At 69.6% G+C, this 12,304-nt stretch carries 10 protein-coding genes; 3 read left to right on the plus strand and 7 right to left on the minus strand.

Translation table 11 applies throughout. The annotated features are described in order from the left end of the window. The first annotated feature begins 171 nt into the window (after positions 1-171). Positions 172-2,190 carry an LssY C-terminal domain-containing protein gene (locus LMA02_RS18155; protein WP_228909087.1) on the plus strand — a complete coding sequence of 673 codons (2,019 nt, stop codon included), beginning with the start codon at positions 172-174 and terminating at the stop codon, positions 2,188-2,190. A gap of 15 nt (positions 2,191-2,205) precedes the next feature. Here LMA02_RS18155 and LMA02_RS18160 read toward each other — a convergent pair whose 3' ends face one another. The 5 genes from LMA02_RS18160 to LMA02_RS18180 form a co-directional block, all read right to left on the minus strand. Next, positions 2,206-2,535: an addiction module antidote protein gene (locus tag LMA02_RS18160; RefSeq protein ID WP_006752118.1), complete on the minus strand. Its 330-nt coding sequence runs from the start codon at positions 2,533-2,535 to the stop codon at positions 2,206-2,208. Further along, the gene (locus LMA02_RS18165) at positions 2,532-2,864 is read right to left on the minus strand and encodes a type II toxin-antitoxin system RelE/ParE family toxin (RefSeq protein WP_228909092.1); all 333 of its coding nucleotides are present in this window, start codon (positions 2,862-2,864) and stop codon (positions 2,532-2,534) included. Before LMA02_RS18165 ends, LMA02_RS18160 begins: the two co-directional genes overlap by 4 nt. 575 nt (positions 2,865-3,439) lie before the next feature. After that, positions 3,440-5,890, minus strand: a complete 2,451-nt coding sequence (locus LMA02_RS18170) for an alpha/beta hydrolase fold domain-containing protein (protein ID WP_228909094.1) — start codon at positions 5,888-5,890, stop codon at positions 3,440-3,442. Further along, positions 5,877-7,604 (minus strand): GMC family oxidoreductase, encoded by a 1,728-nt coding sequence (locus LMA02_RS18175; RefSeq protein WP_228909096.1) that lies wholly within the window; start codon positions 7,602-7,604, stop codon positions 5,877-5,879. The genes LMA02_RS18170 and LMA02_RS18175 overlap by 14 nt, the downstream gene beginning before the upstream one ends. 25 nt (positions 7,605-7,629) lie before the next feature. Then, positions 7,630-9,051, minus strand: coding sequence for a coniferyl aldehyde dehydrogenase (locus LMA02_RS18180; RefSeq protein WP_228909098.1), 1,422 nt, complete (start codon positions 9,049-9,051; stop codon positions 7,630-7,632). 148 nt (positions 9,052-9,199) lie between these two features. On the opposite strand from LMA02_RS18180, the gene LMA02_RS18185 reads away from it, so the two are divergent. Together LMA02_RS18185 and LMA02_RS18190 are read left to right on the plus strand one after the other, a co-directional pair. After that, a complete protein-coding gene (locus LMA02_RS18185) occupies positions 9,200-10,258 on the plus strand; it encodes an AraC family transcriptional regulator (protein WP_228909099.1) in 1,059 nt (352 codons plus the stop codon). Positions 10,259-10,299: 41 nt separating this feature from the next. After that, complete coding sequence (locus tag LMA02_RS18190; protein ID WP_228909102.1) at positions 10,300-10,809, plus strand: GNAT family N-acetyltransferase; 510 nt, start codon at positions 10,300-10,302, stop codon at positions 10,807-10,809. A gap of 8 nt (positions 10,810-10,817) precedes the next feature. Here the strand turns inward: LMA02_RS18190 and LMA02_RS18195 are convergent, their stop codons facing one another. Together LMA02_RS18195 and LMA02_RS35295 are read right to left on the minus strand one after the other, a co-directional pair. Beyond that, the gene (locus tag LMA02_RS18195; protein WP_006760145.1) at positions 10,818-11,771 is read right to left on the minus strand and encodes a hypothetical protein; all 954 of its coding nucleotides are present in this window, start codon (positions 11,769-11,771) and stop codon (positions 10,818-10,820) included. Positions 11,772-11,829: 58 nt separating this feature from the next. Then, positions 11,830-11,952, minus strand: coding sequence for a hypothetical protein (locus tag LMA02_RS35295; RefSeq protein ID WP_006752127.1), 123 nt, complete (start codon positions 11,950-11,952; stop codon positions 11,830-11,832). Positions 11,953-12,304 lie beyond the last annotated feature (352 nt).

Raw genomic sequence — 12,304 nt, forward strand, 5'->3', positions numbered from 1 at the left:
CGTGGAAGAAGCTGCCTGTCAACAGCAATCCTTTCCTTCCCGCCATCCGCCCCGAAGGAAGTCCCCTTGGGGGAAATGGCGGGGTTTCTCGGAGCAAATTCTGATGAACCTTCCCCACGCCATGGCCGGCCCGGTGCGGACACGCCGCACCGCCACGCCGCGCGACCCGCGATGAGCGACACGATCCACGCATGGCTGGGCGCGATCGGCGCACATCCGGTACTCGTGCTGGCGATCGTGTTCATTACCGCCTGCGCCGAGGCGATCGCGCTGATCGGCACGGTCGTGCCGGCCGGCGCCGTGATGTTCGCGGCCGGCACGCTGATCGGCGCGGGCGCGCTCGACGGCTGGACGACGATCGGCGTCGCGGCCGCCGGCGCGGTCGTCGGCGACGGCGTCAGCTACGAGCTCGGCCGCCGCTACCGCGGCGCGATTCGCAACGGCTGGGTGCGGCTGGGCTACGCGGACGCCTATGGGCGCGGCGAGCAGTTCGTGCTGCGCCACGGGATGAAGAGCATCGTACTCGCGCGCTTCCTGGCACCGCTGCGCGCGGTCGTGCCGGTCGTGGTCGGCTGCGCGACGCTGCCGCGCCGGTCGTTCTATCCGGTCAACGTCGTGTCGGCGCTGATCTGGGCACCCGTGCACGTCGCGCCGGGCATCGTGTTCGGCGCGTCGGCGGCGCTGGCCGCGGCGATCAGCGTGCGGGTCGCCGCGATCCTGCTGGTGGTCGCCGCGCTGGTCGCGCTCGTGTGGTTCGGCGTGCGCCTGGCGCTGCGGCGCGGCTGGCCGTTGCTGTGCCAGGCGACCGGCGCGGCCGTGCATGCATCCGCGCGCCGCTGGCCGCGCTTCGGTGAATGGCTGCACGACGCGATCGACAAGGTGCGCCGCCTGCCGGGCGCGGTGCCCGTGTTCGCGCTGCTGTTCGTCGGCTGCGTGTGGCTGTTCGCCGGCATCGTGCAGGACGTCGTCGCGAACGATCCGCTGACGCACGCGGACATCGCGCTGTATGCGTTCCTGCAGAACCTGCGCACGCCGCCCGTGGATGCCACGATGCGCGCGCTCGCGGTGCTGCACGGCCACGATACGGGGCTGATCGTTGCGGCCGCGTTTCTCGTCTGGCTGATGATCCATCGCTGCTGGGTGACGTCCGCATGGTGGCTCGCGACGGTCGGCATCGCGATCGTGCTCGTGCCGGCGTTCGGCGCCGGCCTGCCCGGCACGTCGCCTGCGAGCCTGCCGCCCGGCGCGCTGCACGTGGCGCTGCCCGACGCCGACGCGGCATTCGCGATACTCGCGAGCAGTGGCATCGGCTGGGTGCTGACGCGCGAGCGGCCCGCGTCGTGGCGGATCCCGGTCGTGACGGCGGTCGTGCTGTGGATCGTGCTCGGCGGCTTCGCGCGGCTCTACGTCGGCGATACGTGGCTGTCGGGCCTGCTCGGCGGCTGGAGCCTCGGACTCGCGTGGTTCGCGGTGCTGGCGGGCGCCCATGCGTACTGGGGGGTGCGCGAACACGTGCAGCCGCGCGGCGCGCTCGTCGCGGTGCTCGTCGTGCTCGCCACCGCCGGCGTATGGACCGTGCCCGCGCAGTGGCAGCTCGATCGCGCGGCGCGTCCGCATGTCGGCGACGTCGTCGCGATGACCGTCGACCAGTGGATGCGCGGCGGCTGGCAGCGCGTGCCGACGCGGCGCACCGAGATCGGCGGCGATCGCGAGGAATATCTGCCGCTGCAATGGTGCGCAACGTCGGACACGCTCGACCGCCATCTGTCGCTGGCCGGCTGGCAGCGCGCGACGCCGTGGTCGCCCGCCACCGCGCTGCGCTGGCTGTCGCCGCAGGTGTCGGCCGATACGCTGCCCGTGCTGCCGCGCTACACGCACGGCGAGAGCACGCGCCGCGTGTTCGTGCGCGTCGACGCGGCCCATCCGGACAGCCGCCTCGTGCTGCGGCTATGGCGTTATCCGTACGTGCTGCAGGATGCGCTCGGCACGCGGCCGCTGTGGTACGGCGCGCTGTATCGCGAGACGCTGCATCGGCCCGTGCGGTTGATGACGGTCGTGCGCACGACGACACTCGACGATGCGGCGACGATCGCGCAGGCACTGAAGGTCGAGCCGACGATCGAGCGGCCGCCGGCGGGGACGAGCGCGGCGCCGCCCGCGATGGTGCTCGTGTGGATGGTGCAGCCTTGAAGCGCGCGCAACGCGTCAGGCGTGCGCCGGTTGCGCGGGGACGACGGACAGGCGCAGGCCGACCGTCTTGAGCACCGCGAGCAGGGTTTTCAGCGTCGGGTTGCCGTTGGGCGACAGCGTGCGATACAGCGATTCGCGGCTGATGCCGGCTTCGGCCGCGACCGCGCCGAGCCCACCGTACGCTTCCGCGACCGTGCGCAGCGCGAGCAGCGCGGCCGCGCGGTTGTCGGGATCGTCGAGCGATTCCATCGCGACGCGCAGATAGGCCACCGCGAGCTCGCGGTCGGCACCGAGTTCGGCGACTTCCGCGTCGTGGTGCGAGACCGCGCCTTTGAGCTTGTTCACATTTGCCTCCGTTTCCAGTTCAACCAGTGTTCGTGCGCACGCCGGATGTCGTCGGATTGGCTGCGCTTGTCGCCGCCGGACAACAGCAGGATCAGCGCGCTGCCGTACCGGCCGAAGTACACGCGATAGCTGGCACCGACGTGGATGCGCAGTTCGACCACGCCTTCGCCGACAGGCTCGCAATCGCCGAAATTGCCGGTCTGCACGCGTCGCAGGCGTTCGCGAATCCGTGCCTGGATGACCTTGTCGCGGACGGCGTTCAGCCATTCGGTGAAAGGCTCGCGACCGTCGTCGCGCTGATAGCGAAGCAGTTCGAACTTGGAGAGCATTGTAACTTATAAGCTACATAACGGATAGGGGTATCGATGTGATGGCGTGGCCTGCCGGATGTGGCTGATGAAGTGACGCGTAAGCGGGCCGACTGCCGAATCGAGACGAAGCACGACGCAAGGGCGCTGCGCAGGGATGCCCGCAGAGCCTTTGCGACGTGGGGTTTCGGGCGATGAGGCCGGCTTCCCGAACGAGGATCATTCTTTCATTCGGGGCATGCGATGACGATTCGGCCGAATGGCCGATCTCATCGGCGCGTGAGGACACGCACCGTGCGGAGGAGGGACTGCTCGTCGAGCTGTGCGGTCACCGATTCGTGGAAGTCAGTCGGCTTGCCCCGCGCGTCGGGTACGTCCTTGTGCTCGCCGGTCGCGTATCCGGCGAGCGTGAACACCTTGTCGGCGGCCGACGGATAGCGCGCGACCGGAGCGCGAGCACCTTCGCCTTGTGCTTGTCGCTCATCGTCACGATCACGTCGGTGTGCTTGATATCGTTCGCGTTCAGTTGCGTCGACCGAGGCACGGACGCGGCATGGCGCCGAAGCCGCGCTCCGCGGCCTCGAGCGCTGGCATCACTACGCCGTCGCCGTCACCCGCTGCGCGGCAAACCCGGCCAGCGTCCGCAACGCGTCCCGCGCCGAGCGCAGATAGAACGCCTGCAGATGAAACACATGCCAGCGCGCGGCATGAATCTCCAGCCGGCACGGCACGCCGCACGCGAGCGCATGCGCCGCCAGTCGCTGCGCATCCGACAGCAGCACTTCCTGGTCGCCGGCCTGCACCAGTATCGGCGGCAGGCCGCGCAAGTCGGTGTCGAGCGGGCCGCGCGGGGCCACCGAGCCGGTACCGTGATACCAGCGCAACCCCTGTTCGAGCCAGCCGCGACGGATCATCGGATCGTCGTGGCGGCGCGATGCGAGCGTGTCGCCGCCCAGCGTCGGGTCAGTCACGGGCGAGATCAGCAGCAGCGCGGCGGCAGCGGGTTCGCCACGCTCGCGCAGCGCGATGGCGAGCGCAAGCGCGAGCGCGCCGCCGGCCGAATCGCCGGCGATCGCGATCCGGTGCGGCGCGTAGCCCAGCGCGCGCAACGCATCGTATGCGGCCAGGGCGTCGTCGAGGGCCGCCGGGCTCGGATGCTCGGGCGCGAGCCGGTAGTCGGGCACCCACACCGGCAGGCCGGCTTCGGTCGCGAGCCGCGTCGTCACGCCGCGATGCGTGTGCGGGCCGCCGAGACAGAACGCGCCGCCGTGCAGGTAGAGGATCGCGCCGCCCGCGTCGCCGCGCTTCGGCGCGATCACTTCGACCGGCACGCCGGCGGCCGACGTCCGGTAACGCAGCGTGCCGCCCGCGCCCGGCATCAGCGGCGACAGCAACGCGACGACGCGGCGCTGCATGCGCGCGCCGAACGGCGGCCCGATCAGCGGCCGGAACGCGACACGCAGAAAGCCGCGCAGCGAGGCGGCGGCGAGCGCTTCCACGCGACCGGCGGGTGGCGCGACGACGGCGCCGTGCGTCGGCGTGGCCGTGCCGGGCAGCGGCTGCGTGAAGCGATACGCGGACAGCCCCGTGAAGCGCGTGATCCATCGATAGGTCAGCGTGAAGCCGGGCCAGTTCGTGCTGTTGTGGCCCGATGCATCGACGTACCAGCTCTTGCAGCCGCTCCACACCGAACCCTCGAGCCGCTGCTGCACGTGCGCGTTGAAGCGCCGGTAGCGGCGCGGGTCGACATCGATCGCGGTCGCGCCGTCGCGCCGCATCGCGCGCACGCAGCGCATCACGTGCGCGATCTGGCTCTCGAGCATGTAGACGATCGAGTTGTGGCCGAGGTTGGTGTTCGGGCCGTACAGCATGAAGAAGTTCGGGAAGCCCGGCACGGTGAGCCCGAGATACGCCTGCGCGCCACGCCGCCATGCATCGTTCAGGTCGAGGCCGTCGCGGCCGGTGATGCGCATCGGCGACAGGAACGCGGTCGCCGCGAAACCGGTGCCGTAGACGATCGCGTCGACCGGATGGTGCACGCCGTCGTCGGTTTCGATGCCGGTCTCGGTCACGCGCCGGATGCGCTGCGTGACGAGCTCGACGTTGTCGCGGTCGAGCGCGGCGAGGTAGTCGCTCGACAGCAGGACCCGCTTGCAGCCGATCGGATAGTCGGGCGTGAGCCGCGCGCGCAGCGCCGGGTCGCGCACGTCGCGCGCGAGCAGCTTGCGGAACGGCCGGCCGATCGCGACATTCATCAGCCCGTGCAGCCGCGTGAAGGCGATCGCACGCGACTCGTAGCGCACGTAGATCGACGCGCGATGCAGCTTCATCGCCCACGGCAGCCGGCGGAACAGCGCCTGCTCCCACGGGCGATACGCGCGATCCGGACGCGGCATCACGTAGGCCGGCGAACGCTGGAACACGACGAGGCGCTCGACCTCGCCGGCGATCGCGGGCACGAACTGGATCGCCGATGCGCCGGTGCCGACCACCGCCACGCGCTTGCCGGCGAGCGGATAGTCGCGATCCCAGTGCGCGGAGTGGAATGCGCGGCCGCGGAACGTGTCGATGCCGGGCAGGTCGGGCATCGCGGGGCGGCTCAACTGGCCGGTGCCGCTGACGAGCACGGCGGCGCTGAGCGTCGTGCCGTCGGCGAGCGTGACGTGCCACAGCGCACGGGCCTCGTCATGCTGCGCGCGCTCGACCTCGGCGCCGAAACGCAGATGGCGTGCAAGACCGTACTTGCGCGCGCAGTGCTGCAGGTACACATGGATTTCAGGTTGCGGCGCGAATACGCGCGACCAGTTCGGATTGGGTTCGAACGAGAACGAGTACAGATGCGAGGGCACGTCGCACGCGGCGCCCGGGTAGCGGTTGTCGCGCCATACGCCGCCGACGTCGTGCGAGCGTTCGACGATCACGAAGTCGTGAATGCCGGCCCGTTGCAGCGCGATGGCCATGCCGATGCCGGCGAAGCCGGCGCCGATGATGATTGCCGACAGCGGCGCGGCCGGTTCGGCGGGACGTGCGGTTTCACGCGACGACATGGCGGGTCTCCTCGGGCTGGATCGCATCATGCGACGCGCACGATGCACAAACGGGGTCGCGGTGCACCGGCGCGGCGGCCGGTTCGCGCTCCGTGTCGGCCGATGCGCATGCCGGCACGCGCCGCACGCCGCGGATCAGGTCGACGGCCTTCTCGGCGATCATGATCGTCGGCGCGTTGGTGTTGCCGCCGATCAGCGTCGGCATGATCGACGCATCGACGATGCGCAGCCCCTGCAGGCCGTGCACGCGCAATTGCGGATCGACGACCGCGAGCGCGTCGCGCCCCATCCGGCAGGTGCCGACCGGGTGATACACGGTGTCGGTGCGCCGGCGCAGCACGTCGCGGATCTCGTCGTCGGTCGTGACGTGCGCGGTGAACAGGTCGCGGGTGATCCATTCGGCAAGCGCCGGTGCCGCCATCAGCCGGCGCGTGAGCCGGAAGCCGGCGACCATGTCGTCGAGGTCGCGCGGGTCGTCGAAGAACGCGGGGTCGATGCGCGGCGCGGCGAGCGGATCGGTGCCATGGAGCGTGACCGAGCCGCGGCTGCGCGGTCGCAGCAGGCATACGTGGCACGACAGCCCGTGGCCGACGTGCAGCCGGCGTGCGTGATCGTCGACGAGCGCGACGACGAAGTGCAGCTGGATGTCGGGCGCATCGAGACCGGCCCGCGTTTTCAGGAAGCCGCCGCCTTCCGCGAAATTCGACGTCAGCATCCCGCGCCGTTCGCGGCGAAAGCGCGCGAACTCGCGCAGCATGCGCAGGCCGCCGCGCACGGACACGCCCATCGTGTCGACGCTGCGTGTGCGGTAGCCGAGGATGAAGTCGGGATGATCCTGCAGGTTGCGGCCGACGCCGGGCAGGTCGGCGCACACCGGAATGCCGAGCCGCTGCAGTTCGCCGGCCGGACCGACACCCGACAGCATCAGCAGCTGGGGCGTCTGCAGCGCGCCGGCCGCGAGCACGACTTCGCGCCGGGCACGCAGCGTGCGCACTTCGCCGTGTTGCCGCACCTCGACACCCGTCGCACGCGTGCCGTCGAACAGGATGCGCAACACCTGCGCGTGCGTTTCGACCGTCAGGTTGTCGCGCCGGCCGACGTACGGCAGCAAATACGCGCGCGCCGCGCTCCACCGCTCGCCGTGCTTCTGCGTGACCTGATAGAGGCCGACCCCTTCCTGCTGCGCGCCGTTGAAGTCGTCGGTGAGCGGCAGGCCGGCCTGCCGCGCGGCTTCCAGGTAGCGCGCATGAAACGGGTTGCCGGTGCGCAGGTCGCTGACCCACAGCGGGCCGTCGCGGCCGTGAAAGGCGTCGTCGAAGCGCTCGTTGTGCTCGCTCAGGCGGAAATACGGCAGCACGTCGTCGTAGGACCAGCCTTCGTTGCCGAGCGCGGCCCAGCCGTCGTAATCGACGCGATGGCCGCGAATGTAGACCATCGCGTTGATCGCGGACGAACCGCCGAGCGCCTTGCCGCGCGGCTGATAGCCGATGCGCCCGCCGAGCCCGGGCTGCGGCACGGTGTCGAACGCCCAGTTGTTCACGCGGGTCGGCAGCATCGCGACCGAGCCGGTCGGCACGTTGACGACCGCGTTGTCGCCGCGGCCGCCGGCCTCGAGCACGCAGACGGTCACGGCCGGGTCCTCTGTCAGTCGCCCTGCGACGACGCATCCGCCCGAACCGCCGCCGACGACGATGTAGTCGAAAGTCTTGCTCATGGAATCGTCTCCGATGGTCGATGGATTACGCGATGCGCGTCAGCACGCGCAGCAGCAGCTCGAACGTCCTGCCGTACGGCGGGTGGAACAGCGCGGTGCCGCTGTGGCGAGCCTGGTGGAACACGGGCTTGTGATGGCTGAAGGTGTCGAAGCCCCATTTGCCGTGATACGCGCCGATGCCGCTCGGGCCGACGCCGCCGAACGGCTGGTGTTCCTGCGCGAGATGCCACAGGCAGTCGTTGACCGTGACGCCGCCCGACACCGTTTCGCGCAGCACGCGGTCGCGGCGCGCGGCATCGCGGCCGAACCAGTACAGCGCGAGCGGGCGCGGGCCGCGATTCACGCGATCGATCGCGTCGTCGAGGTCCGTGTATTCGACGATCGGCAGCACGGGGCCGAAGATCTCCTCGCGCATCACCCGCATCGTGTCGCGTGCGCCGAGCACGAGCGTCGGCGCGAATTTGCGCGCGCCCGCGGCGAAGCGTTCGCCGGCCGGGTTGACTTCGAGCACGCGCGCGCCGCCGTCGCGCGCGTCGTCGACCAGCGCCGCGAGGCGGTCGCGATGCCGTGCGCCGATGATCGCCGTGTAGTCGGGGTTGCCCGCGAGCGTCGGGTAGCGGCGCGCGATCGCGTCCGACAGGCGCGCGGCGACGGTCTCGGCGGTGCCGGCCGGCACCAGCAGATAGTCAGGCGCGATGCAGGTCTGGCCGGCATTGAGCAGCTTGCCGAACGCGATGCGCCCGGCCGCGTGCGCGACGTCGCACGACGGGTCGAGAATCGCGGGCGACTTGCCGCCGAGTTCCAGCGTGACGGGCGTCAGGTTCGCGGCCGCGGCTTGCGCGACGTCGCGCCCGACCGCCGTCGAGCCGGTGAAGAACAGATGGTCGAACGGCAAGCGCGCGAACGCCTTCGCGGTGTCGACGTCGCCCGTCACGATGCCCAGCTCGTCGGCGTCGAACGCGTCGGCGACGAGCGTGTCGAGCAGGGCCGACAGTCGCGGCGTCAGTTCCGACGGCTTGACCAGCACGCGATTGCCGGCGGCGAGCGCCGCGACCGCGGGGCCGATCGCGAGCTGAAGCGGATAGTTCCACGGGGCCATCACGCCGACGACGCCGCGCGGCTGCGGCACGAGCCGGTTGTAGCCGGGGCGAAAGTGCGGCGCGGTCGGCATGCGACGTTCGCGCATCCAGTGCCGCAGGTGCGCGCGGGCATGGCGCAGGCCGCTTCGAACCACGAAGAGTTCGGCGAGGCGCGTTTCGTGCGCGGAGCGTCCGCCGAAATCGGCGTCGATCGCGCGCACGATCGACGCTTCATGCGTATCGAGCAGCGCGCGCAGGCGATCGAGCCGCGACAGGCGGATCGCGAGCGGCGGGGCGGGGTCGCGGGCGAATGCTTCGCGCTGGCGTTCGAAGCGGACCGCGAGATCGGGCGGGCGACTCGGTCGCATGGTGTCTCCTCCGGGGGCGGGGCGTTGGTGTCGTTCAGGCGACGACTGATGACGCCGATGGTGCGGGCCGCATGGGAAAACACCAATGCTGCTTCGGGACAATTGTTTTAGTATTTGGGCCAAATCGGCGCTTCGAGGGTTTCTCCGCATGAGCTTCTGGGACTTCACCCGGAGTCCGGCCAGTGCCCGGCTGCTGGTCGATTTCGGCGACGAGCGCGGCGTGTCGCGCACGAAGCTGCTGGCCGGCACGGGCCTCGCGGACGCGCAGCTCGACGATCCGAACGTCGAGGTGACGGCCGCGCAGGAACTGCGGCTGACCGGCAATCTCCTGCGCGCGCTCGGGCGTGCGCCGGGCCTCGGGTTCGAGGTCGGGCAGCGCTATCACTTCTCCGCATACGGCGTGTGGGGCTACGGGCTGATCGCGAGCGCGACCGCGCGCGACGCGCTGGCGCTCGCGATGCGCTTCCTGCCACTCACGTATGCGTTCACGGTGATCACGTACCGCGAGGAGTCGCAGGCGTGCGTGCTCAATTTCGGCGCGCCGGAGCTCGATGCCGACCTGAGCCGGTTCTTCGTCGAACGCGACATGACGGCCGCCGCCGTGCTGCTGCAGGAAATCGGCGGCGACGATTTCGCGTTGTCGCGCTTCACGATGCAGGCCGCGAGCGCGGCGAGCGCAGCCGCGTCCACACGCGCGCCCGCACCGCGCATCGCCGGTGTCGAACCCGCGTTCGGCGCGCGTGCGAACAGCCTCGCGTTCGACCGCGGGTTTCTCGACCGGCCGCTGCCGCATGCGAACCCGCTGACGGTCTCGATGTGCGAGCAGATGTGCGGCCAGCTGGTCGAGGCGCGGCGCGCGCGGGTCGGCACGTCGGAGATGGTGCGGCAATACCTGACGGCGACGCCCGGCAACGTGCCGCTCTCGCTCGAGGACATGGCGCGGCTGATGAACACGAGCCCGCGCACGTTGAAGCGCCGGCTGCAGGAGGAGGGCACGACGTTCCGCACGCTGCTCGCGCAGGCGCGCGGCGCGATGGCCGAGACGCTGCTCGGCGATGCCCACCTGTCGCTGACGGAAGTCGCCGAGCGGCTCGGCTTCAGCGACCTGTCGAGTTTCTCGCAGGCGTTCAAGCGCTGGTATGGTGTGCCGCCGGGCACCTATCGCAGCGGCCTGCTGCGCGACGGCGCCCGCCCCGACGCGGCGTAGCGCCACGCGCATCCCCCCAACCCCTTCGCGAGAGGACCCGCATGATCACGCTTCGCCCGATGACCGAAGACGACTTCCCCCGCTTCTGGCCCACCTACCAAGCGATCGTCGCCGCGCAGGAGACCTACGCATTCGATCCGGCGCCGACGCGCGAAGCCGCGCGCGCGCTGTGGCTCGATGCGCCGCTGTGCACGTGGGTCGCCGAGGAGGACGGTGTGCTGCTCGGCTCGTACTACCTGAAGGCGAACGCGGCCGGGCCCGGCAATCACGTATGCAACTGCGGCTATATGGTCGCCGAGGCGGCGCGCGGCAAGGGCGTCGCGCGCCTGATGTGCGAGCACTCGCAGCAGGTGGCCCGCGAACGCGGCTTCCTCGCGATGCAGTTCAACTCGGTGGTCGCGACGAACGAAGTGGCGGTCGCGTTGTGGCAGACGCTCGGCTTCGAGATCGTCGGCCGCTTGCCGCGCGCGTATCGTCATGCGCGGCTCGGCTTCGTCGATTGCCTCGTGATGTTCAAGTGGCTCGGCGACGCGGCGGCCGCCGAAGCCTGATTCCACGGTCAGACGGCGAACGCGCCGTCGAACACGATCTGCCCGTCGAACGCGAGCGTGCCGCGCGCGAAGATCAGGTCGAGGTGATGGCTGCCGTTCGCGCCGCCGCCGAGGCCGAGATGCAGGCCCGGATGGCGTTCCTCGAACCCGGCGTTGCGGCCGTACAGCCCGCGGATGCCCAGGTTCGTGCCGATGCCGAATTCCTCGATGCGCCGGTGATTGTCGTGCCGGTCGAGATACGACGCGAAGTCGCGCCGGAAGCCCGCGTCGTCGCTGTCGAAATCGACGATCAGGCTGTCTTCGACATGCAGCGTCGCGAGCCGCTCCGCCACACGGTACTTGATCGCGAACGGCACGGTGCCGAGAAACGTGCCGCTGAACACGATCGAGCCGTGCAGGTCGGTGACGTGCGTCGCGATTTCGCCGGGCACGACGTCGAGATTGCCCATCCCGTCCACGCTCGTCCATTTCTGGTCCGGCGCGAGCGAGCCGGTCAACGTGTTGCCGGCTTCGTCGATGAAGCGGATCTGCGACGCGCGCGCGGCCGCGTCGATCAGCCGACCGTTGCGCGCGGCGATGTCGTCGAGCGATTCGGCGAATGCCTCGTCGAGATGCGGGCCGTAATCCTTGAACAGCACCGACTTGCTCCAGTGCTCGACGATCGCTGGGCGGATCGCGGCCAGGAACGGCGGGCCGCTCGGCGACGGCGTCGGCAGGCACGACGAGTCGTACAGCAGCACGAACAGGTCGGCGTGCGTGAGCGCGGCGGTGATCTCCGCGGGCGGGGTGCTTTCGAGGCAGAGGGTCGTCGCGTCGAGCGAGTCGGGCAGGGCGGAAAACGCGCGCAATGCGGTGTCGCGGTTGCGGGTGTCGTAGCCGACCAGCAGTTGTCCCGTCTCGCCGCGTGCGAGTTTGTCGCGCAGCGCCGGGTGAAAACCCAGCGCGCGATGCAGGTTCAGCATGCGTGTCTCCGGAAGCGGCGGAAGGGCCGCAGCCCTTCCGCGAGAACGGGCTGGCCGCTCAGACCGGCCAGAGCGCGGTGCCGAACGGCACCACGGCATCCTCCACCATCATGTCGACGGCTTCGGGGTGCGTGTCTTCCTGCATCCAGTCAAGCAATTCGATTTGCCGGGTTTCCTGCATGTCAATTCTCCTGTGGTGAACATGAGTGATTCAACATGAAAGCGCGGTAAAGGGATTACCGCCCTCATCCGGAATTTTTTGAATACCGGGCGAGTGGCGTCGATATTAGTCTGACGATTTCACGAATGCAATGCGTTGCAAGGTTTTTAGCCGGAGCGTGCTAAACATGCGAATTCGCTGTATATCGTGCGATCAACGCGAATGAATCGAATTTCGAAGGCTGCGATTTTTTATTAAATATAGGGGCATGATCGATAAATCGATTTGCGTGATTTTTTAAATCCGAAGCCCAATTGCGCCGATCGTTTCGATTTTTATCATTCGCGGACGAAGCATGCGTCGCCGATGGTCT

Source organism: Burkholderia sp. B21-005 (assembly GCF_020843965.1).
GTDB lineage: Bacteria > Pseudomonadota > Gammaproteobacteria > Burkholderiales > Burkholderiaceae > Burkholderia > Burkholderia ambifaria.